This is a genomic window from Desulfovulcanus ferrireducens (assembly GCF_018704065.1).
Taxonomy (GTDB): domain Bacteria; phylum Desulfobacterota; class Desulfovibrionia; order Desulfovibrionales; family Desulfonatronovibrionaceae; genus Desulfovulcanus; species Desulfovulcanus ferrireducens.
The window spans coordinates 48645-72314 of record NZ_JAGUQP010000009.1 but is presented as its reverse complement, the minus strand read 5'-3'; the positions used below and the strand labels follow the sequence as shown (position 1 = coordinate 72314).

At 44.9% G+C, this 23670-nt stretch carries 18 protein-coding genes; 7 read left to right on the top strand and 11 right to left on the bottom strand.

The window, feature by feature from the left end; all coding sequences use genetic code 11:
- Positions 1-31: 31 nt before the first annotated feature.
- Positions 32-1708 (top strand): CorA family divalent cation transporter, encoded by a 1677-nt coding sequence (locus tag KFV02_RS04780; RefSeq protein ID WP_252380397.1) that lies wholly within the window; start codon positions 32-34, stop codon positions 1706-1708.
- A gap of 229 nt (positions 1709-1937) precedes the next feature.
- Here the strand turns inward: KFV02_RS04780 and KFV02_RS11495 are convergent, their stop codons facing one another.
- Positions 1938-2468 carry an RHS repeat domain-containing protein gene (locus KFV02_RS11495; protein WP_252380396.1) on the bottom strand — a complete coding sequence of 177 codons (531 nt, stop codon included), beginning with the start codon at positions 2466-2468 and terminating at the stop codon, positions 1938-1940.
- Between the two features lie 968 nt (positions 2469-3436).
- On the opposite strand from KFV02_RS11495, the gene KFV02_RS04770 reads away from it, so the two are divergent.
- A complete protein-coding gene (locus KFV02_RS04770; RefSeq protein WP_252380395.1) occupies positions 3437-3796 on the top strand; it encodes a hypothetical protein in 360 nt (119 codons plus the stop codon).
- Between the two features lie 273 nt (positions 3797-4069).
- Here the strand turns inward: KFV02_RS04770 and trmFO are convergent, their stop codons facing one another.
- Positions 4070-5395 (bottom strand): methylenetetrahydrofolate--tRNA-(uracil(54)-C(5))-methyltransferase (FADH(2)-oxidizing) TrmFO, encoded by a 1326-nt coding sequence (gene trmFO / locus KFV02_RS04765; RefSeq protein WP_252380394.1) that lies wholly within the window; start codon positions 5393-5395, stop codon positions 4070-4072.
- A gap of 91 nt (positions 5396-5486) precedes the next feature.
- On the opposite strand from trmFO, the gene KFV02_RS04760 reads away from it, so the two are divergent.
- From KFV02_RS04760 to KFV02_RS04740, 5 genes are all read left to right on the top strand, one after another.
- On the top strand, positions 5487-6437 hold the full coding sequence (locus KFV02_RS04760) for an ABC transporter ATP-binding protein (RefSeq protein ID WP_252380393.1): 951 nt from the start codon (positions 5487-5489) through the stop codon (positions 6435-6437).
- Positions 6438-6886: 449 nt separating this feature from the next.
- Positions 6887-7882: an ABC transporter ATP-binding protein gene (locus KFV02_RS04755; protein ID WP_252380392.1), complete on the top strand. Its 996-nt coding sequence runs from the start codon at positions 6887-6889 to the stop codon at positions 7880-7882.
- A gap of 120 nt (positions 7883-8002) precedes the next feature.
- Complete coding sequence (locus tag KFV02_RS04750) at positions 8003-10003, top strand: peptidase U32 family protein (protein ID WP_252380391.1); 2001 nt, start codon at positions 8003-8005, stop codon at positions 10001-10003.
- A 111-nt stretch (positions 10004-10114) separates the two neighbouring features.
- Positions 10115-10792, top strand: coding sequence for a hypothetical protein (locus KFV02_RS04745; protein ID WP_252380390.1), 678 nt, complete (start codon positions 10115-10117; stop codon positions 10790-10792).
- 177 nt (positions 10793-10969) lie between these two features.
- Positions 10970-11356, top strand: coding sequence for a PaaI family thioesterase (locus tag KFV02_RS04740; protein WP_252380389.1), 387 nt, complete (start codon positions 10970-10972; stop codon positions 11354-11356).
- 24 nt (positions 11357-11380) lie between these two features.
- Here KFV02_RS04740 and KFV02_RS04735 read toward each other — a convergent pair whose 3' ends face one another.
- From KFV02_RS04735 to cobN, 9 genes are all read right to left on the bottom strand, one after another.
- Positions 11381-12565 carry a tetratricopeptide repeat protein gene (locus KFV02_RS04735; RefSeq protein WP_252380388.1) on the bottom strand — a complete coding sequence of 395 codons (1185 nt, stop codon included), beginning with the start codon at positions 12563-12565 and terminating at the stop codon, positions 11381-11383.
- Between the two features lie 36 nt (positions 12566-12601).
- Complete coding sequence (locus KFV02_RS04730) at positions 12602-13276, bottom strand: energy transducer TonB (RefSeq protein WP_252380387.1); 675 nt, start codon at positions 13274-13276, stop codon at positions 12602-12604.
- A 4-nt stretch (positions 13277-13280) separates the two neighbouring features.
- A complete protein-coding gene (locus KFV02_RS04725; RefSeq protein WP_252380386.1) occupies positions 13281-13697 on the bottom strand; it encodes an ExbD/TolR family protein in 417 nt (138 codons plus the stop codon).
- Positions 13698-13717: 20 nt separating this feature from the next.
- On the bottom strand, positions 13718-14320 hold the full coding sequence (locus KFV02_RS04720) for a MotA/TolQ/ExbB proton channel family protein (RefSeq protein ID WP_252380385.1): 603 nt from the start codon (positions 14318-14320) through the stop codon (positions 13718-13720).
- Between the two features lie 7 nt (positions 14321-14327).
- Positions 14328-15764, bottom strand: coding sequence for a MotA/TolQ/ExbB proton channel family protein (locus KFV02_RS04715; protein ID WP_252380384.1), 1437 nt, complete (start codon positions 15762-15764; stop codon positions 14328-14330).
- Positions 15761-16519 carry a DUF3450 domain-containing protein gene (locus KFV02_RS04710; RefSeq protein ID WP_252380383.1) on the bottom strand — a complete coding sequence of 253 codons (759 nt, stop codon included), beginning with the start codon at positions 16517-16519 and terminating at the stop codon, positions 15761-15763. The genes KFV02_RS04715 and KFV02_RS04710 overlap by 4 nt, the downstream gene beginning before the upstream one ends.
- A gap of 57 nt (positions 16520-16576) precedes the next feature.
- Positions 16577-18643: a putative cobaltochelatase gene (locus KFV02_RS04705; protein ID WP_252380382.1), complete on the bottom strand. Its 2067-nt coding sequence runs from the start codon at positions 18641-18643 to the stop codon at positions 16577-16579.
- A 67-nt stretch (positions 18644-18710) separates the two neighbouring features.
- Positions 18711-19736, bottom strand: coding sequence for a magnesium chelatase ATPase subunit I (bchI, locus tag KFV02_RS04700; RefSeq protein ID WP_252380381.1), 1026 nt, complete (start codon positions 19734-19736; stop codon positions 18711-18713).
- A 41-nt stretch (positions 19737-19777) separates the two neighbouring features.
- Positions 19778-23653 (bottom strand): cobaltochelatase subunit CobN, encoded by a 3876-nt coding sequence (gene cobN / locus KFV02_RS04695; RefSeq protein ID WP_252380380.1) that lies wholly within the window; start codon positions 23651-23653, stop codon positions 19778-19780.
- Positions 23654-23670 lie beyond the last annotated feature (17 nt).

Below are 23670 nucleotides of genomic sequence, written 5' to 3'. Positions count from 1 at the left end.
ATGAAGAGCTACAGGAGGAGGTAAAAATTTAATGGCCGAAAAGAATGTTATCTCTCATCATATTTTTATGTTCCCGTTTACAATCGACGCCAACTCTGCCTCCTTCCTAGAGAAGGTAGAAAACAGCCTGCTAAAGAATAGATGGGAAAGAAAAGGATTTTCACCGCAAGATAACAATGCAAGGTACAGCGAATTTTTTTATTTTCATACTTTTGTGCGGGACGTGATCTTTGATCGGGCCAACCTCCAGGATCAAAATGGCGTTATGAGATATTTCAACTATCCCCTGGGAGAAAATCCTGTCTTTAAAATCTATATTAATAATAAAGATAATAAACAGGAAATCTATGAACTTAAAATCAAAAAAATCAGCCTGCGCATCGTTGAAACCCAGGTTGGTATTTTAGCACTGGAACTGGAAAATCATGATTACCACAACTTTGACGACATAATCAAAATTAACGATTATGGCAGACGCATTTATCCACAATTTCTGGGTAAAGAAGAAGATGGTGGCATAAAATGTACAAAAAAAGCCTTCCTGGCAGATAAAATAGAAGTAGATTTTGGCCTCGGAGAAGACCCTGTCATTGAAAACTTTTCAGAAGATGAATTTCAGAAAGACCACCTGGTAACGGCTAGCTATATCCAAAAATTGCTAGGCAACGATTTTACAACCAATCCAAAAGAAAAAGACAAAGGCAAGATGGTTTATGAGCCTGTTATTGATGACCGCATGTTCGTGGTCTGCTGGCACGGCTCTGATTCTCTGGCCCGGGAACTGGTGAAACCCACAAAGGATGGTGGTCTGGCTTATGAAACTTCTGATAAATGGTTTAGATTTATTTTCTCAGACGGCCAATCTGTAACCTGTCCCAACGAAAAATTACGCAAAAAAATTCTAACCGATAGCACCTACACACGATGGATAACCGAGTCAGAAGGAACCTTTTATGGTCTTAGCCGCACAAGTCTCGTTTGCCTGAGTCCCAGGTCAGATTTTCGTTGCAATGTAATTCGAGAGCATATGCGCAGGCACTATGCCCAGATGGCTGCCATCCTTCTAACCCAACGCGCCAGCTTGCTCAGGTTTTCAGACCGTGTGGCAAAAATTAGTCATGAGATACACAAATTAAAAAATCTGCAAACAAACAAAGATAAAACCAGAGATGAACCGGAAATAAAAGAAATATCAGAGAAAGTATCTGAGCTTCACGCGGCATACATCAGCTTCATCAACCTACTCTGGTTTACAGAAATCACTCCTCAAGACCAGGGCATAGAAATGTATGACATGGCTGTAAAAAATATGGATCTAAAGGACGGCTTAAAAGAGCTCCAGGGAGAAATAAAAGAACTTTACGAATACGTCAGCCTGACACAGGATCGCCTGGAAAACCAGAAAATGAATACCTTAACAGCACTGGGTGCAGTTTTCCTGCCCCTAACCGTTGTCACAGGTATTTTTGGCATCAACCTGTATTTTATGGAACATGGCTTTTCCTGGTTGTTTCGCAACAGTAGCTTTCAATATTTTTTCAGTATTGTAATATTTTGTGTTATCTCGTGGCTTGCATACGCGATAATGCATTCCATGCTGAAACAATTCAATAAAGGCACAGGCAATATATCAGACTATATTACATTAAAATTTATAAAAATTATTGGAAAAGATATGTTGAAAAAAATAACTTCCCGCAAAAGCTAGTCAACCGGAAGTTACGCAGCTTGCAAAAACAACTCACAACCCTACCAAATATTGAAGCAATTCAATATATTAAAATCACTCAGCCGATCCTTAAAAAATATCATTTAAACAGTTTACTGTTCAACTTTTTTGATGAAACACTCTTAAGAATTCAGAAAAATCACTATGTCCAAAAAAATTTCCACCTTTGCCCATTCCATCACTAAATAATCCCCACAGATCCACCCTATTAACCGGAACACCACACATAAGCATAGAAATTAACTCCACCGGCAAACACTGTTTGATTCTTGGAGATGAAGCGGCCTATAGTTGGCTCATAATACCTCGCCCGGTAGAAATATAGCCCTGTCTCCTTATCCCACTCCCTGCCGGTATAAGTGTAACTGTTCTTGACCTTGTTGCCGTGGTGTTTCAATTCGCCAAAGGCAGAATATTCATAACTCTGCACCACCTTGCCTTTGTGGTCGCTGAGAGTGATGATGCTGCCCAGACCATCGGCATGATAAAAATAAACCTTGCCGTTCTGTTCGATGGCCAATGGCTCATCAATACCAGGGCCGTGGATGTACCGGCTGGTCTCAATTTTTTTGCCCTTTGACCTGGTCAGAATCTCAAGGATGATATCCTCGTTGTCGTAAACATAGGTGTAAATCTTGACCTTGGTTTCGTGATCCTTGATTTCCTCAACCGTTTTCTCAATCCGCCGCCCAAAGGGTGATGTTTCCGCGAGTTGTTTCAATCCAAAAATATTTCCCACTCCTCGTCATTCTGAGGGAGTGAAACGACCGAAGAATCTCTAACGTAGCAAACGAGATTCTTCGCTTCGCTCAGAATGACGTAATCAGGGTACCCCCTTTTCTAAACGTCATTTTCGAGGCGTATAGGCAAGCTGCGCCCAAATTCAGCCCAAAAAGTCAGCTCGATAATCTTTTAGCGTTAATAGGCTATAGTTGCCACAGAATACCCAGACAAGACAGTGAAAACCGTTAAAACCCTGTAGCCAAATCCATAAACATAAATATACCTTACACAAGAGTATGCAAAAGTTCGGAGATAAGGAGGTCATCCCCACAATAATATAAATATAACTCCTGACTAATTCAAACCTATAGACACTACAACTGATAACTTTAACTTTATATTAATTCCACCTATACTAACATTAGCGATTAAAGAAAATTTCTACGATGAACAACATATCTTTTTCGCTATGAATATTATCAAAAATTATTACACATAAGATATGTTATAAAAAGAGTTTTGAATACGTTTATACATATTATTATAAAAATTTTTATATGAAAATAAAAAATAAAAAATAAAAAAAATTACTATTATACATCATACCTCAACCAACTATCTAAATTTGTCAACCACTAATTTAAACATTTCTTAATACCTGACATCAATACAGAATAAACTGCAGTCTAGACACATGCAATCTATTTAAATTATTTGTAAAAAAACTTATCATAAGACATAATGGATTCAAAAAATCCAGCAAGAATAGACATCATCAGTGCTGGATCATACATTATAAAATTATATCCCTTGCAGCGGAGCTTTTTGCTTCGGATAGTTAATAGCGGTGGAAAGATTAAGTGAATATGACCCGGAAGGAAAAGGACAGACCTGCTTGTTGTCTTGCCCATACAGAGAGCTAAGGAGGACTTTGAAAGAATAGCTCAAAAAATAGTTATTGAGTTAAAAATATTGCATAAAAAGATGAAGACAGCCGTTCAGAAAGGCCTGAGCAAACATGGAGCAGTATTGATAAATGTGACAAGTGCTGGATACCTGACCGTTTTTGACTGTAAAAAAATATGTTTCCTTGGAGAAGAAGATTTTTGTAAGGGGAGAGGAGTACGAAGAGGGTGCATCCGATATCTGCACTTGCTATTTATGAAAGCTTATATTTTAACCGCAGTTGGACCCAGACAAGTGCTCCCGGCGACTTGTCGGTCGCGCTGCTGTCCCAGCCTTCCAGGCCGGGAAGGATATTTGAATTTCGGCTCTTATTGTATCGGCTACGGCTATCAGCACACCTGGAAGGTAATAGTTACTAAGCTTAACCACAGCCTGTAAGGCCGTCAGGTTTTTGTTCGGCAAAGTCTGCCGAACAAGAATGTCTGCGTTAGTCTGCGTGGGTCTGCGGTTAAAAAAGCATTAAACTTTTTCCGACAGGTGCAGATACTGGATATGCCTCCCAACCTTCTCATACATGGGTTAAAGACGGCCGAACGGTTCATGTGGACAAATTCCCTTCCATGGGATATGAAGAGAGATAAAGATGCCAACACATTTGAGACTGCCAAAAGTCGAATTTGCTGCGCCGTAGGCAGAGACATGAGATTGTCTCTATCTCACTTCCTCAAGCCACTGCGAAAATTTTTCCTGTGCTCTCCTGGCATGGAGCTCTTTTCTCTTGGCCTTTTTGGCCCTGACATTTAAAGCTGGAAACAGCCCAAAGTGGATATTGGAGGGCTGAAATTTTTTTGCCGGCGTCCTGAGATGGTTCATCAAAGCGCCCAGAGCAGTTTCTTTTGGGAGCGCAGGCAATACTTTCCCGCGAAGTTTAAAGGCCAGATGAAGCCCCAGGTACAATCCACAAGCCGCGGATTCCAGATATCCTTCAACCCCGGTAATCTGTCCGGCCAAAAATACATTTGGCCTTTTTTTAAGCATAAGCTCCGGAGTCAAAACCTTGGGTGCATTAACATAAGTATTCCTGTGCATGCTCCCAAGGCGCAAAAACTCTGCCTCCTCTAAGCCCGGAATGAGCCTGAAGACCCTTTTTTGCTCCGGATAGGTGAGTTTTGTCTGAAAGCCAACCAGGTTAAAGGCAGTCTTGTCCAGGTTTTCAGCCCTTAGCTGGACCACGGCAAAAGGCTGTTTTCCGGTACGCGGGTCAATAAGCCCCACTGGTTTTAGCGGACCATAAGCCAGAGTCATTTCCCCTCGCGCTGCCATGGCCTCGACAGGCAAACAGCCCTCAAAATGAATTTCCCGCTCAAAATCCTTGGCCGCAACAGTTTTTGCGGACACAAGCTCTTTATAAAACCGGAAGTATTCCTCCTTGGTTAAAGGACAATTCAAATAATCTTTATCGTCCGGCGCATACCGCGCACCCCAAAAGACCTTTTCCATGTTTATGGAATCCGCGCTCACAATAGGTGCTATGGCGTCATAAAAATAAAGATTTTTGCCATCCTCCCCTGTTATTTTACTTAATTCCTCAGCCAAAGGATCACTGATTAAAGGCCCGGCAGCAATAATTATGTAGTCGTACTCTTTAAGCTCCGGATCATCCAGGCTTTGAATTTCCTTAATCCTAACCTGAATACTTTCTCTGGTCTGAATCGCATTGGTAATAAAGGCAGAAAACTTTTCCCTATCCACGGCCAATGCCTTGCCGGCCGGAACCCTGCATGCTCTTGCAGCCTGAAGCGTAATACTATTTAACTGCTCCATCTCATGTTTTAAAAGCCCAATGCCCGTGGTTAGCTCCTCTGATCGCAGAGAATTTGAACAAACCAGCTCGGCCAGAAGGGGGCTTTTGTGGGCCGGAGAAAATTTTTGCGGCTTCATCTCAAAAATGGTACAGGGGATATCAAATCTGGCAAGTTGCCAGGCAAGTTCACATCCGGCCAACCCACCGCCGATAATGGCTATATTTTTATGCATGTGTTACTCCCATATATTAATGTTGAATATTTAATTTTTAATGTTGAATTAAGAAAGTTTAACAAAATAACGTCAAACGTCGAACCAAAAAATGCTGCAAATAAAGAATCTAAAAACCTATTTTTTCTTATCTCAGGGCATAGCAAAAGCAGTAGATGATGTCTCTCTCACCCTGAATCCAGGTGAGACCCTGGCTTTAGTAGGAGAATCCGGCTGTGGCAAGAGCATGCTTGCCTTGTCAATTTTAAGGCTTGTGCCAACGCCTCCTGGCAAAATTGTCCACGGCAAGATTGAATTTAATGGCCAGGACCTGCTTCTTTTAAGCGAAAAACAAATGCAAAAAATACGGGGAAATAAAATCTCCATGATTTTCCAGGAGCCCATGACCGCACTAAACCCGGTTTTACGCATAGGCGAACAGCTCTGCGAACCCTTGATATACCACCAGGGATTATCCAGGAACCAAGCCAAAGAAAAGGCTCTAAAATTGATGCAGGAGGTGGGCATTCCTGACCCGGAAAGGAGATTTTTTGATTTTCCCCATCAACTAAGTGGAGGGATGCGCCAGAGAATCGTCATTGCCATGGCGCTCTCCTGCTCCCCGAAAATAATTTTGGCCGACGAACCAACAACTGCTTTGGATGTAACCATCCAGGCCCAGATACTGAATCTCTTGCAAAAAATGCAAAAGACCAATAATACGGCTACCGTTTTAATTACGCACGACCTGGGTCTTGTAGCCAGCACATGCCAGCGCGTGAACGTAATGTATGCAGGAAAAATCGTTGAGCAAAGTCCGGTAAAAGAACTCTTTAAGGATCCTTTGCATCCCTATACGCAAGGGTTGCTTGATTCTCTTCCCAGGATTGATAAGGACAAGGAACTGATTCCTATTCGCGGCTCAGTGCCTAATTTGCTTAATCTTCCTCCAGGATGCGCTTTTCATCCCCGGTGTAAATTTAAAAAAACCATTTGTCAGCAAAAAGAACCGCCTTTACTCTCCCACTCTCAGACAAGAAAAGTTAAATGCTGGCTTTATTAATGCGAGACAGGGTAAAATGATAAAAATTAAGAGTCGAAGAGGTTAATTAGGTTAAAAGGTGAATTGGAATTTCAACCAATTTAACCATTAAAGAGCCTGTGGCCAAACCCTATCTCAAGCGCTGATTGAAAGTCCTGGTTTCTGAAATGCATTACAAACGGCTTGGGTAACCCAATCTTAATGAACCTTGCGGAAAAACAGAGCATCGAGATGAGTGGGCTAAATATTTTGCGATATTGACCATAACTATCGATAATAAAAAGAATATTTGTTTACCCAAAGTATCCCATTATGCTCTGTCCGCAAGCAAACTTTAGATGGGTCCAAGTCTTTGTAGCAGCATGAAAGAAACCAAGACTAGAATAAACCATGGAAATTGAGTTGATATAAAGGTTCGGCCACAGGCTCTAAAACCAATTAACCTATTTAACTATTTAACCAAAAACTCAATGAACTCAACAACTCCATTATTATCCCTTAAAAACATCAGTAAGATATACACGGTAAAAAAAGGCCTTTTAAACAAAAAAAGGCTCGAGTTAAAAGCCGTCAAGGATATTAACCTGGATATCTATCCTGGAGAAACTATTGGTCTTGTTGGCGAATCCGGGTGCGGCAAATCTACCCTGGGCAAGATCATCTGCGGGTTGGAGCGGCCTACACAGGGTCAAATCTTCTGGTATGGCCAGGAACTTTCCTGGCCCCGAAAATTTTCTCCCCGGGATATACAGATGATTTTTCAGGACCCCTTTTCATCGCTAAATCCACGGCAAAAAGTAAAAGATATCATTGCCGAGCCTTTAAAAATCAACAAAATAGGTACCCCAAAAGATATCCAGGACAAGGTTCTAGAGCTGGCCGCTCAAGTGGGCCTTTCATCTGAACACCTTAACCGCTATCCCCATGAATTCAGCGGAGGACAAAGACAGAGGATAGCCATAGCCAGGGCCATCAGCCTTAACCCCAGACTGATTGTCTGTGATGAACCGGTCTCTGCCCTGGATGTATCTGTGCAGGCCCAGATACTTAAGCTTTTAAAAAGATTGCAAACAGAGTTCAATTTGACATATTTATTCATTTCCCACGATCTGGCTGTGGTCAAGTATCTTTGCCAGCGCATAGCGGTTATGTATCTCGGAGGACTGGTGGAGATAGCCAGCAAAAAAGAACTCTACTCGTCCCCCAAACATCCTTATACGCAGGCCCTGATCAAGGCTATCCCCATTCCTGACCCTGAAATACAAACCGCCACCATCCCCAATACCAGCACTGACACAAACACTAACACATACTTTGAACTTCCAAGCCCTATAAACCCACCATCAGGATGCAGCTTTCATCCTCGTTGCCCACAAAAAATGGACATTTGTACACACAAAAAACCATCCTGGGCCACGATTTCACCAAATCATAGGGTGCGCTGTTTTTTGTACGAGAAGCCTTGAATGTAAGTGAGACAGTGATATAGTGAAGGAAATCAAAAAACGGCCATGATTTTCTTAAGTTAAAGGAATTTCAGAATTTTTGAAGCTGAATTTCAACACTCGGAATTGACAGGAGTTTCCATGACTTTTGACCGCACTCATAACCCAGAACCCACAACTCAGAGCCGCCCGGAAATTCTGGCCCCGGCAGGGAGTGAAGACTCCTTCCTGGCAGCCATAGCTGCGGGGGCCGATGCCATCTATTGCGGTCTAAAGCACTTTTCCGCGCGCATGGAGGCTGAAAATTTCTCCATCAGTCAGCTCGCAGGGCTAACAGAGCTAGCCCACACCAGAGGAATCAAAGTCTATGTGGCCTTAAACACGCTGGTCAAGGAAGATGACCTGGACAGCGCTGGCCGCCTTTTGGATCGCTTGAACCAATATGTTCATCCCGATGCCTTAATTATCTCTGACTTGAGCCTTGTTAACCTGGCCCGGCAGGTAGATTATAGAGGAGAAATACATTTATCGACCCTGGGAGATCTAAGCTTAAAATCCGGGTTGGCTTTGGCCAAAAACCTGGGAATCTCAAGGGTTGTGTTGCCCAGAGAACTAAACATTGATGAAATTAAAGCTTTGGCTTCTGACTCGCCCATAGACCTGGAAATCTTTGTTCATGGTGCGCTCTGTTACGCTGTTTCCGGCCGGTGTTATTGGAGTAGCTTTTTAGGAGGGAAAAGCGGGCTAAGGGGCAGGTGCGTACAGCCTTGCCGTCGATTATACACCTACAAGGGGATAAGACAAAGATTCTTTTCCTGCCTGGATTTAAGCCTGGATGTCCTGACCAAACCACTATTGTCCATACCGCGTATCAAGTCCTGGAAAATCGAGGGTCGCAAGAAAGGTCCCCATTATGTCTATTATACTGTGCGTGCCTATCAGATTTTGCGCGACCATAAAGATGCACAGATGAAAAAAATGGCCCTGGAACTCCTTGATCAAGCCTTGGGCAGAAACAGAACCCATTATTATTTTCTACCCCAGCGCCCATATAACCCAATAGCCCCGAAAAACCAGAGTGGATCAGGAAAATTTATTGGCAAGGTCCAGGGCCCGGCAGAAAAACCTTTTTTTACGCCCAGAGAAGAACTTATTCCCGGCGATCTTCTGCGAGTTGGTTTTGAAGATGAAAAAGGGCATCACTTGGTCAAAATTAGAAAAAGAATACCTAAAAGAGGAAAATTTCACCTTTCAAAAAAAGTAACAAAAAACACCCCTATCTTTCTTATAGACCGTCAGGAGCCAGAACTAACGTCTAAAATCAAAGCCCTGAAGGAGAAACTTGGAAGCTTGGAAACGGAGAAACAGGGAATCAAAGTACTTTCTTCTAACTTTAAGCCTCATATCCCTCAGCCCAAAAAGTCGAAGAGCAAGCATGCGACAGCTTCTCTGGACCTGAATATCTTTCGCCAACCAGTTAGGACCACAAGTAAAGCCCCTCTTGGCTACTGGCTAAGCCTGGATTTTAAAAAAGGCGTGCAATTCAAGGCCATAACAAACAAGTGGTTTGTCCTGCCTCCGGTTATCTGGCCCGGTGAAGAAAAGGCCTGGCAGAAACTCATTGAGCATCTGGTAAAAAAAAGAGCCAGAAATTTTATTTTAAATGCCATCTGGCAAATGGGCTTGTTCCCGAAGAACAAGAAACTCAACTTATGGGCAGGACCTTTTTGTAACACCAGTAATAGCCTGACTATACTCACCCTAAAACAAGTGGGCTTTGCCGGCGCGATTGTCAGCCCTGAACTTGAGAGAGACAGTTTTTTGGCTCTTCCGGAGCATAGCCCTCTGCCACTGGGCATAGTTCTCAAAGGACTTTGGCCCCTGTGTATTTCGCGCACATTTTCAGATGATCTCAAAACCAGAGAGCCATTTACAAGCCCTAAACAGGAAACGGCCTGGGCCATCACCTATGATAAAAACTACTATCTCTTCCCCAACTGGGAGATAAACCTTTCTGAATACAAAAACATATTATCTCAGGCTGGATACTCTCTGTTTATTTATATCCACGAACCTATCCCACCTAAAATCAAACTCAAAAAACGAGCCGGACTCTGGAATTGGAAACATAAATTACTGTAAGATGTGAGTATTAGTTGTATTTCGCCCAACGTGCAACGAACTTTCTTCTGGCATGATTTATGCTTGAAATATCGTGACCAAACTTAAAATTTCAAATTTAACTGAACAGCCATGTATAAATTTTTATTATCCATTGTTATCCTCTGTCTGGCAGCCTGCTCAACCATTGAGTCAAAAATAGAACAAGATTTTGAGCCTTCACTGGATACCTTGACCTTCTATCAAAGTCCGGTGGTGGAAAGATCTGCCGCCCCCATCTATGTCATGCCTCCCTTTCCTGCTAAAACCGCATTAAAAGCAGTTTTCTTCCCTTTTTATGTGCGTGAGCAAGTGGAAAAACCAAAGGTTATCGGAGATACCATTGGCTACCTTTTCTGGCAGGCGTGGGTTGGACAGGGAGTATTTCCGGCCATGGTCTATGAGAACAAATTCGGGTACCCCGGCAAAGAAAAGGCAAGGGCTTATGCCATGGAAAAGGGTGCTGATCTTTATGTTCTGGGCCAGTTGAAACATTTCCTTGATGGAGGTTCGCAAGGTAGCTCCAGCCTGGCCATCCAGGTCAACATTTACTCCATCTACTCCAATAAGTTGGTCTGGACCATGGAACACTCAGGCCGGATAGACAACAGGCCAGATGTAGATTTCGTCCTCTTTAAGCGAAAAACATGGATGCCTGAGTCACCCCTGTACGTCATCTTAAATGCCCTGGCCTATGATCTGGCAATGCCAGTAAAAAAATGGGCTGCAGGCCAAGATTTCCGTAAAGGACTAAAGCCTCTACGTTATTGACGTAGCAGCAAAAAATCATTTAGCGTTAAATAGACAACAATGATGCTTGTCTCTTGATAAACAAAGATCTCACGGAAATGCCCAGGTCAAAAAAAACTAAAGACCATAGGGAAGATGTAACTAAAAAAGTCTTGCTGCATCGGAAACAGCACAGAGAAATGCTGGAGGTATAAAAACGTGGAACAAAAGACCCATTTAAAAATCAACCCAATATTATGGGGTCGCCCCATAGAGCTTGCAGACGGTTCAGCCAGGGTTGAGTTAACTGTGACCAAAGAAATGGCTGCCGATGAATATGGTCTTACCCATGGCGGAACTGTTTTTGGACTGGCTGATTACGCCGCAATGCTTGCAGTCAATCATCCCAATGTTGTCCTGGCCGGGGCAAAAGTAAAGTTCTTGAAACCAGTGCAAACAGGCGATGTATTACTGGCCAAGGCCAAAGTGGAGAAAACCGAAGGAAAAAAAATAACCGTTTTTGTAGATGTAGAAAAGGATGCAGAGCAGGTTTTCTCCGGGGAATTTATCTGTGTTATCCCTAGCAAGCATGTTTTGAGCAAGTGAAAATTGTGTTTTACTACACGTTTCTTAATCCTTTAATGCCGCAAGAAAACTCCTGGCCTGCTCTTTGTAACGTCTATCTTTGGATGCCTCTAAAAAAGCATTCTTCGCCATGGAGAAATTTTCCAACTCCATGGCGCATACTCCCAACATGAAATGTGCAAGTCCGTTTTCTGGTTCTATACTTAAAGCCTTCTGAAACTCTCTGGCCGCCTCGGCACATTTACCGAATCTGTAATAGATTTTGCCTTTTTCCAGATAGCGTTGGCTCGTGGGTTCTTTTTGCAGGGCAAGGTCCAGGTAATGAATGGCTTTATCCAAACGCCGGGCCAGGGCAAATTCTTTAGCCAGTTCGTCGCATTTCTTGGGATCGGGAGAGCTCCCGTACGCCTTTTCTAAAGCCTTGGCAGCGTTTAATGGAAGATTTAGATATGAATAGATATTGGCCAGTTCCAGCCATTCTTTTGATGTTGGAGGCTCAAGCTTGTAAGCAACCTCAAGGGCGCTAACTGCCTGTGGATAGTCTTGTTTCTGAAGTGCAGTATAAGCCAGAAGTTTCCAGAACTCACTTGTTGTAGGGTTATGGGCAAGGCGCCTTAAGATAGCGTTCTCGGCTTTCTTGAATTTTTTAAGTTCAAGTAACACATATACATACAACTCTACCCAATCTTTTTGGACCTTATCAGCACTCCTGGTAAACAGACGTTCCAGCGACTGAACCGCCTTATGGTAGGCTTTGGCCTGATACCAGGATAAAGCCGCGTTATAGAGTAATTCCCCGTCCGGTTTGTCTGCCAGGCTAAAAGCCTGTTCAAAAAATTTACCGGCTTCCCTGTATTTTCCCAATTCATATGCTGCCTGAGCAAAATTTTGACACAGAGCAAAACAATCGGGGTCAAGGGCAATACCTGTTTTATAGGCATCATAGGCGTTTTGAAGGTCATGGCTCAAATACCACGTGTTGCCCAGGAGATAGTAAATCATTGCATGGGGCTTTTCCGGATATTTTTGAACATAATCCAAAAGAAATTTCCTGGCCTGAGCATAATCTTTCTGCTCTATGGCCTTTTGTGATAAGTACAGGGTCTTCTGCACTGCCCAGGGGATTTCAGAGCGAGGCCGCCCTGCCCAGGCTGACAAATTAAAGAAGAACAAAAGTTCGGTTAAAAGAAGTAAAACAAACACTAAGCGCATGTTTTCAATCTTTCTCACTCCGAAACTCCAGCTAATCTCACCAACTTCTCAACCTCACTGAGCAAGGTTAAATTGTATAGGCAATCGTATCCACGTAGGTACAGGCTTCCCCTGGTATCTGCCAGGCGCAAAGCGCCATTTTTTAAGGGCCATGAGGACACTCTGCTCAAACACCCCTTTGGGCCTGGCTTCCTCAATGGTTATTTTTCTCACATAACCGTGTTCATCGACTAGAAACCTGACCACCACCTTTCCGGTGATATTTCTACGCCGGGCAATAAAAGGATAGATGGGCTTCACCTTATTGATGAGCTTCGGGGCTTGATCTACCTCGCCAAGCTCAAATTCGCCGGGGCTGGATGGCAACCCTGGTGACGGATTGGTTACGCCGGACGACGAAATCTCAATATCTGTTTTTAGTTTGGCTTGAAGCGAAAATTGCTTTTCTGGCAAAAGACAGCCTAAATCTGGTTTGATCTGCCCCACTTCTTTTCTTTGAGAGAAAGCAGTCTCCGGCACCTTTTTAGGCAGGTTTGGTTTAGGTACATCACGTTTTTGGTGATGGGACTCTGGCTGCCCCGGCCTGTACGTGCTCAAAATAATCGGTTCGGAAAACTCTCTGTTTGTTGTTACTGAGCCCTTGGAAGACAAATATGGGATGGATAAAAAAACAACTAGATTGAAGACAAAAGCTATAGCAAAACTCAAGAACCATGCTTTACGAGACATAGGTTCATCCATTGGGCTTTTGGGCAGCAATACTGATATTTTTGGCTCCGGCCAGACGGCACGCATCCAAAACCCGAATCACCGTACCGGTCTGGCTGGCCTTATCCGCAACCACAACTACCGAAGCCTCTGGATTTTCTGCCAGAAACCTTTCCACGTGTCCCCGCACCGACCGAATATCCACTGTTTTTCCTGAGATGAAAATCAGTCCATCCTTGGTCACGCCTATAACCATATTAACTTTTTCCTTTGTTATGGCTGACCTGGCTGTGGGTCTTTGCACATCCACCCCGGCCTCTTTGACAAAACTTGTAGTAACCAGGAAAAAAATGAGTAGAATAAAAACCATGTCGATAAGCGGGGCCATATTGATCTCAACAGTCCTGGAGCATCTGCTGTTTTTGTATCGGAAGTTATTCATATATGTCCCCGATATCCTTCTCAGCTACTCATCATCTCAACCATAAGACTATTGCAAAAGCGCTTGATCCGGGCCTTGAGCTGCTCTGCTCGACGAAGAAGAAAATTACCCATGAACAGACCGGGGATGGCCACGATCAGACCGATTTGTGTTGTAATCAGAGCTTCTGATATCCCGGAAGAGAGTGCTTTGGCATTGCCTGTCCCAAATAGTGAAATTACTTCAAATGAGGCAATCATGCCTGTTACCGTTCCCATAAGACCAAGCAGAGGAGCTGTCCCCGCCAGGACCAGGATGGTCTTGATGTGTCGTTCAATGGCCAAATAATATTTACAAGCCAGGGTATGAAGTAACTTTTGGTCAATTTCCGGTTCAAAACTACGTCTGCTTACAAAATTTTTGATAAGCTGGCCTTGCCATCCCGGAATATCCCTACCTTGTTTCAAACGGACAAAACATTCATTCAGTGGAATTTCCGTGCGACGGTAAGTGTATATTTCCTTTAACTTAACTATGATAAGGGTCCACATCCAAATAGAGAGCCCCATCAAAAGAACTGTCACGCACCCGCCAGCATCAAAATAGCTGACAACCTGCTCAAACCAACCAGATGAAACAAACATAACGAGTTTACTTAACTTCCGGAGCCAAACCGTGGCCTTCACCCTTCATTATACTTATCGTAAGCGTCATGCTTTTTTCCTCCATGTCTGCGACTAGTCTATCCACTTTTTGCTCCAGAAAATGATGCATGAGCATAATCGGGATAGCCACGGCCAGCCCTAACTGGGTAGTGACCAGAGCCTCTGAAATGCCCCCCGACATCATGCGGGGATCGCTTGTGCCGAAGAAAGTTATGACCTGGAAGGTATCGATAATCCCGGTTACTGTTCCGAGTAAGCCCATAAGCGGCGCAATGGCCCCCAGAACACTCAAGGTGGGCAGAAAGCGCTCCAACCTGGGAATCTCCTTGATAATTGCTTCATGCAAGGCGTTCTCCAAAACATCCTTACCCGCCCCAAGATGCGCAAGACCGGCTGCCAGTACCTTGCAAACCGGCACACGGTCATTGGTTGCGCTCAACTCTTTGCATTTGTCTAATAACCCCTGACTGAACAAGGAGTTAAAATTCTGCATAATCTCATCTGTATCAGCCTTGATCCTGGCCAGAAAAAATAACCGCTCCAATACAAGGACGAAGGCGGTTAACCCAACAAGGAGAATGGGCCAGACCAAAAATCCACCGGAAAGAAGCCATTCCTTTATTCCCTTGGAATGACTCAAACGCTCAAGAATCGCGCCTCCTGACAAGTCAAGGGGCAGAACATTGCTGTTGCCTTCCAAATATTTGCGTATCGCTCTGGCCACTGACCATGAAGTATCGCCGGAGTAAGCTGCCAAAAGCCTCTGTTTTGGATCATAGCGCAAAAAACCAACACTTCCGCCGCTTTCGCCATCTTTATTCTGACGGTAGAAAGCCACAATGTCTCCCACGCGCAGGGTTTCACCTCTTATTCTTATACCTTTCGGGCCAATAAACTCTTCTCTTGATTGACGAATCCGGCCCGATGCCTTCATGTACGCAAATAACGATTCAACAATGGCCTGGACATCCTCAAATGAAGGAAACTGTTTTGCCTCCGACAAACGCTCTATTCTTTGGAGATATTGTGGGTATTCAGGAGATATAAGGCTGTTTTGAAAAAGCTTGTTTGCATCCCTGGCTACCGCGCGCACGATTCCTTCCAGGCTCTTTGTCTCCTGTACCTCTTTTTCCAGTTGCGCACGCTCTTTTTCTTCCTGTTTAAGCAAGGTTTCAAACTGACCTTTGAGTCGATTAAATTTTTTTTCTTCTCTGAGTACTGCTTTTTTTAATCGGGCAAGCTGCTGCAAAAGTGCGGCCCGTTCTTTCTTGATTATCTCTTTGGTTTCTGCTGTTTCAAGTTTAATCTGATTGACTTCTTTTTGAACTCGGGCCGACACCTCTGTCCATGTCTGATTTTTTCCAAAGCACGGCAACGTCCAAAAGCATACTATAAGTGAAACAAGGAAAATGGTGTGGTTCATGGCTGAACTCTCCTTAGTGGGAGCTCGACCAGCTCATAGGCCCGCCTGCGTTCAATCATGTCCAGGGCTTTGCTGATTTCTGAATTAAAGGTGGCAGGGAGTTCCCTCCAGGTATTGGAAAACATATCCAAATATCCACATTTTTTTCCATCCAAGGTCTGATAAAAAAGGGCAACGCGACCAACACGCAAAAGGTAAACCTGGGTTGACTCGCTGCCCTGCGATAAAACTGCCTCGTTTTTTTCTATTCCCCGGCCATATTCAGCCTCAACCTGCAAAGCTTCCAGTACCCGACGCAATTTCTCGCTTAATTCAAGATGATAGTCGTCAAGGGAATTCTTTAGAAAGGCGAGTCTTTTTTGTCGTTCCTCGGGCAAAAAGCTTAAGTCTGATGCAATGAATTCCTCCAGCCGTTTGACGGTATCGTCCAGATATGGTTCCAAAAAAATGTTTATCTTTTTGGCTTCCTCTCTCTGCCTTTTAAGCTCAGCAATAACCTTTCTTTGCTTTTGAATATAGCCCTCATACTTTTTTTGCTGGTGGGTGTACCATCGCTTTAGATTTTTAAGTTCTAAAATTTCAGAAAGGAGTTTCTCCCGTTCCACAGCCCATGCATCAACTTCACCCTGGACCTTTTGCGCCTCTTTGACAGCTCCTTCCATGGAGTTAATCAATTTTTGCGGTGTCTCTTTGCCTTGGCCTGTAAAAGGAAAGAAAAAAAGAAAAGTGATAAAGAAAACAAGACCTTTTAGCACTTTTAATGCTCCATTTTTGATAGGGGATACTTTTTTGAAATGATTTGAACGACAAATTTAGATACCAAGGACATCTTCCTTGAGCACGTCTACTAAGGTCGCTGCTTTTAGATCTTCAATTTTAAAATATTGAGCTCCAAGTTTTAAAGCAATTTCTTTTGCCAGACCAAAAGTGATGAGACCGGATTTTTCCACATCAATCACTACACTACGAATACGGTTATCGTTTCGGATGATCGTAGCAAGCTCCATTACTTCTTCCAGCGGCTTTCTGCCAGATAGACTCACATTGGCCTTGCCATCAGAAACGAGCACCATAAGAGGATAGGTGTTGGGATCTTTTCTAAGCTGGACATCCAGGACATGGTAACCCACAGCAATGCCTTGGGATAGAGGGGTTTTACCTCCAGTGGGTAGTTCTTCAAGGAGTTTGTACGCGAGTTCAATGCTATTCGTTGGCGGTAGGAGTACTTCTGCCTCCTTGCCTCGGAAGGCCACAAAAGAAACCTTGTCCCGCTTTTGATACGCATCGAGAAGAAGGGAAAGGACAGCGCCCTTGGTTTCGACCATCCTTTTCCCGGCACCCATGGAGCCACTGGCATCCACCACAAAGACGATCAAATTGCCAATACGTTTTTCCCGCACTTTCTGGCGAAGATCGCATTTTTCAATAACAACGCTTACCCCTTCTCTACTTCGCTTAGCCTGATAAGGTGCTGCCGCGCGCAATGTCGCATCCAGGGCCAGGTCCTGAGGATTTTGATTTAGATTACTTTTCACATAACGGCCCATTTTATGGGTCGTACGAGTGCGGGACCTCCGTCCTGACCCTTTTCTGAACGACCGGTCACGCTTCATTAAAAATGGTTTTGCCCTAAATGGTGCGCCTACAGGAAATATTGTTTCCACTCCTGGGCCGGCAGGAGATTGGTCCTCATGGGAATCATTTTGTTCAGGAGTGGCCTCCTCGGGAGTGTCTGGCATCTTTTGATTTTCGGCACTCCTTTGCTTGTGTTCATGGTGTTCCGTTCTGTCTTCGGATGATTCTTGCTCGTGCTTGCGCTCATGGTCATGTTCATGCCGAGATGGAGGAGGCGAGGGAGAATTAACTCTTCTGCGATGTAAAAGAGTCAATTCGGCAGCTTTTAACACATCATCTTCCAATACATTATCGCGTTCCTGAAGCGCTGCAAGCGCCCGTGCAGTTTTTCTAAGTGTAATATCTGCTCTATGGCCCGCAACAAAGGCCTCCAAACAGAGGCTGGAACAAAGCTGAAGCAGCTTTTGGGACATCCTCACCCGAGGCAAAAGCCGGCGAGCTTTTAGAATGCGCCTAGTCAAATCTTCCTGTTCAGAAAAAAATTTTTTAACAAACAACTCGGGATCCTGATCGAACTGTTCTCTCAGCTGAAGCACACGCATACGCGGTTCAGGCTCGGAAGGAGCGCAAACTTCCACGCTAAGCCCAAAACGGTCCAAAAGCTGTGGTCTGAGTTCTCCTTCCTCCGGATTCATAGTGCCGATGAGAATAAACTCCGACGGATGAACCAGAGATATCCCTTCGCGTTCAACAATATTCATGCCCATGGCCGACGCGTCCAGAATAATATCCACAATATGATCATGAAGCAGATTGACTTCATCGATATAGAGAATACCTCGATGGGCAGCGGCCAAGAGCCCTGGTTCAAAAGCCTTCTTCCCTGACTTAACAGCTTCTTCCAGATTAATGGTTCCCGTTATTCGCTCTTCAGTTGCGCCAAGAGGGAGATCCACTAGTTTAATCTTTCTGCGCTTAACAGGCAGTGCTTGGCCTTGTTGGAGCTTTGTCCGACACAAAAAACAAAGCTCTCCATTCGGGTCACACCCAAAAGGACAGTCTGCTACTACCTCGATTTCAGGCAACAAATTTGCCAGTGCGCGCACTGCCGTGGATTTGGCTGTACCCTTTTCACCCCGGATTAGGACCCCTCCAATGGACGGACACACCGCATTCAACAAGAGCGCTTCTTTCATCTGCTCCTGTCCAACAATAGCCGGGAAGGGATAAACAGGCCGCGTTTCCCAGCCAACCCTTACTCCTGAGAAACTCGTATTTGCTGCGTAACTGGTCTTGACTTGCATCTTCGGATGTGTCCAACTCTTTGTTAGCATTGAATAAAAAACCTGGGAAAAGGCCACAAAAATTGAATTATCCACCAAAAATTTGCTGTATCTTTTCAGCTTCAAGACCAATCTTTTGAAAAGGCTTCTTGCGCATGCGGTGGGGCAAAGCCATTTCTGCGGCCTCCCTGATGTCTTCGCGGATTACCTCCTTACGACCACCAAGAGCAGCCAGTGTCTTGGCTGTTTTCATCATGACAATGTCGGCCCGGTGACCGTCCACATTCATTTCTATGGAAGTTTCAGCAATCAAGCGGAGCATGTCATCAGACAAACTGACCCCAGGCAAAATCTTTTTGGCCTGTACAATGCGCTGACTCAACTTTTCTTCTTCTTTACGCCATTTTTCCTGAAAAGCTTCAGGGTTTTCTTCATACTCTGCCCGCAGTTTAACTACTTCCACTCTCTGGTCCACATCCGTGATGCCTTCAACCTGGACACAAAGTCCAAACCGGTCCAGAAGCTGGGGCCTGAGCTCCCCCTCTTCCGGGTTCATGGTACCGATGAGAACAAACTCGGCAGGATGGGAAAAGGAAATTCCTTCCCTCTCTACTGTATTTACCCCCATAGCCGCAGCATCCAGCAGCACATCCACGATATGGTCATCCAGGAGATTGACTTCGTCTACATAAAGAATCCCTCTATGGGCCTGGGCGAGGATGCCGGGTTCAAAGTGCTTTTCTCCCTCTTTAATTGCCTTTTCCAGATCGAGAGTACCCAGGACCCTATCTTCTGTGGAACCAACCGGAAGATCCACTACGCGAATCTTTCTGCGCGTTACAGAAAGCTGTTTTCCCTGGGTCAACTTTTCCGCACATACAGGACAAACTTGCGAAGCTTGACCCGGACAGCACCCAAAAGGACAGTCTGCTACAACCTCGATTTCAGGCAACAAACTTGCCAGAGCTCGCACTGCTGTGGATTTAGCAGTTCCTTTTTCGCCTCGGATAAGCACTCCGCCCAGTTTGGGATTAATCACATTTAAAAGAAGCGCTTTTTTCATCTTTTCCTGGCCTACAATGGCCGAAAACGGAAATGCTCGATTTGCCTTCATAATAACTTCCTATATTTCTCCTATTACTCTAACTACTTTGATCATCCCATTCCTTTCTCCACATCTTCAGGAGAAAAAATATCCACTGCTCCGCCCTGGAAATCGCCTTCAACCTCACCCATGGATTCTTCTAACCACCCTTCCATTTCCAGGTACGCCTCACGCAGCCCTCGCGATACTTCCGGATCAGCCTTCCATAGTCCCCGACTTTCAGCCTCTAAAAGCCTGCGACCGATTTCTTCCAGGGCCCAAGGATTGTTTTCTTTAAAAAATTCCCGGTTTTCTTCATCCAGAACAAATGTTCGGGCTATGTCGTCAAAGATCCAATCATCCACCTCCTGGGTCGTGGACTCCCAACCATAAACCCGGCCAACTCGTTTGGAAATGTCTCCGGCACCTTTATAGCCGTGACGTTTCATTCCTTCGATCCATTTGGGATTGAGCAATTTTGTCCTGACCACACGACGTATTTCATCGGCAAGATCACGCACTTCCACCCGTTCAGGTTCTCGCGTATCACCATAATAAACTTTGACCTCTTTCCCACTGATGTGCCTGGCCGCAGCTGTGATGCCTCCGTGTGTCCCAAAGTAACAACAACAACCGAAAATATCATGTTCGTCAGAAACGACCTTATTAAAGGTCACATCAACACTTTTGAGACTACTCTTAAATTGATCATGGGATGCCTGCCCAAAAATTCCTTTTCCATAGGCATAGCCGTTCCAATTGACAAAGATATCTGACAAGTCCTTTTCATCCTTCCAGGCAGACGCATAGACTGCGAGATTGACTCCTGGCCGATATGTTCCCGGTTTCGAGGAGAAAATTCGCAAGGTAGCCTTTCGCCAGCCATCTTCATCAGGCTTATCATTCCCTTCTGACTCTAATTTTTCCAGAGAGTGCTTGCGTACATAATTCATATTCAGGGGCTCATCCAGAGAAGCGACCGCATAGATGGCCTCGTCCAATAAATCGATACATTCCGGAAAATTATCCCTGGTGATGCCGGAAACCCGGATGGTCACATCAATCCTGGGCCTGCCCAACTCTTCCAGAGAAATGATTTCGAACCCCTTGACCCTGCCGTCGGAGAGCCAGACAGGACGTACTCCAAGAAGAGAAAATATCTGCCCCATGCCCTCTCCGTCAGACCACATGATGTCCGTACACATCCAGTAAACAGCTACATTCTCGGGAAACCGACCTTCTTCACTCATATGTTTATCTATAACTGCAGCAGCCACCTGCTCACCCACACGGTATGCTGCCTTTGTAGGCACCCGCCTGGGGTCAAGGGAATAAAAATTTCTTCCGGTGGGCAGAATATCATCTCTTCCCCTGGTAATCACTCCTGAAGGACCAGCAGGTATATATCTCCCGTCAAAACCATTGAGTAAAGAGTCTATTTCCCTGGAGGCCTCAATTCTCTTGTCCAGTTCAAGAATCCTGGCCTGAATCCCTGCCAAATGCTTGAGCTCGTGCTCATCTACGAGGCGCTCTCCCAAAAGTTTGCGCACCTCCTTTCCAAAGCTCCCATTACCAGATGACTTGAGAGCCTGCTCCACAATAAGCCTGCCATAGGAATCAATCTCTTCCAGAAGTTCACCATGACTCTTTTGCCACCTGGGACTCACTTCACCGGGTTCATTTAAAAGACTCTGAAGTTCAAGCCCCATAAGTCGGCAAAGAATTTTTCGAACCGACCTTTCCTCATCTGCATCAAAACGCAAGATTGAATAAATAAAGTTGGTTCGCCTCTCACCTTGGGGGATTTCTCCGAAAATGTGCATACCGTCCTGGATCTGGGTATTTCTGATACGGCTTAATACTTCATGAGCTTTTCTTACAACTTCATCAAAAGGAGTGTCTTTATCGAGATTAATTTCCTGATCCAGGTTGGTCTGTTTGATCAGGTCAATGATCATGTGTTCCAGCGCATGAGCGCGGGTTTTATCGGTAATCTTGGCCTGTTCGTATTCGCTCAAAAATCGTCCAAGCTCTTCCAGCTCTTCATATAATCCAGCCTGGCTCATCACGGTCTGCATATGATCCACGAGGGTGGCGTAGCTTCTCCTTTTTGCGATGATCCCTTCTGGAGAATTGTCGGAATTATAGATATAGAGATGGGGCATCTCATGAATGCAAATATCCGGGAAACAGGCTTCGGAAAGACCGGCTCCTTTCCCTGGAAGGAACTCCACATTTCCATGCGTTCCTACATGCACAATTACATCTGCTCCAAAGCACTCTTCCAGGTAACGATAGGTGGCCAGATATTGATGTGGTGGGGGAACATCAGGGTCGTGCAAAATTTTGCATACCTGGCCATCACAGCGAGGGCCGGCGCATCCTCGTTTGGGTTGCACACAAACGACCGCATTGCCATAAGGGACTCCTGTGACCACAATTTTGCCCTCATGAACCATTGCCGGTGGCACGCCGTTTATTTCTTCTCCGGGGGGCTCGCCCCATGTACTACTTATTCGCTTACGGACCTTTTCAGGTAAATCTCTCCACCATTTTAAGTATTGGTTTAGAGGTACCAGGTCCAGGGCTCCGCCTTTCTTGACGATTTCATTGACAGTGGTCCAGCGAAATTCAGAAATGGCTTTGCGGTCCATGATGGTCTTGATGAGCTCCTTGCCATCTTTTGGGGCATCCACCGCGTAGCCTCGCTTGCGCATGGTCTGCAGGATACGGGCGACACTTTCCAGCGAATCAAGCTTTGCCGCTCCTCCTACTGTGCCTTCTGCTGAAGCGCAGGGATTATTGTGAAGAATAAAGGCTACCTTTCGCTCAGAAACCGGTTTTTGCCTGAGAGCCACCCATTTTTTGACTCTTTGGGCCAACCGACGGCAACGTTCCTCAATAGGTACGCGTTCTTCAAGTTCAACTCCGGTCTCACTGTCTTCAGACTTCCCTGCCCCACCAATAATAAGGGGCTCTATCACGCCTTCAAATTCTGGCATTGCCACGCACCAGCTAATGTCGGCCCCAAGACCTTGCTCGTCATTTTCCCATTCATCGGGCGACTTGTAGCTGGATACAACAGGTTGAAACACAGGAACATTGAGTTTTGTAAGCAGGCCAACGCCATCCTCGGCGCTTCCAATATCAGAAGATTTGTCACCTCTCTGTTTTCCCAGGAAAAAAGCCTGGAGTTTTACCATGGCCTGGATGCGGGAATTACCTTCAGGGGTAAAAAAGACATCGTGGACAACTTGAGCGCTTCCTTTTGCGCCCAGGCCGGGATCTTTCACGCTGTAGGAAAAGGCCGGGATAACTCTAAGGCCAAGGTCCTCCAACTCTGTAATAAGAAAATCCTCAACCGCCAGGTTGTTATTAACCCAATAGTGACGGGCAAAAAGTACTCCTACACTAGGCGCGTCTTTTATATTTTTCTTGGCGGCATGTCCTTCATACCACTGCAAATATTCATCAACCGAAGAAAAGTAAGAAACAGGTGCCTGAGGATGATACAGTCCCTCCCACGGGACTTCTTTAGGCTGCTCTACTGGAATATCATGCCCGTTCACTTCCCTGGCTATATAACAAAACATGTTGGCACAATTTTCTTCGCCTCCCAGGGTGAGGTAATCGTAACAAGTCTGAACTATAGCAGGGGCCACAGTGGAAAGGGCCCAATAAGAAGGGTCATGACTCAGGCAAACAACCGGGATACTTTGGCCGATATCCTTGAGCTCTCTTTCAATGGTTTCCCAAAATGATTCTGAAGAACGATACAGCAGGATTACATCTGCTTTTTTGAGTTTACTCAGCGCATCTTCTGGTTTTGATGGGTCTTTTTCCAGGGTGCTGGAAGAAAAAATTTTTAGGTCAAGCCAATCTAAGCTCTTGCTGGCCTGAACAAGCGTAGGAACGTAGCTATTCCAAACAATAGCGGCAATGTTCATAGATTCTCCCATGCATT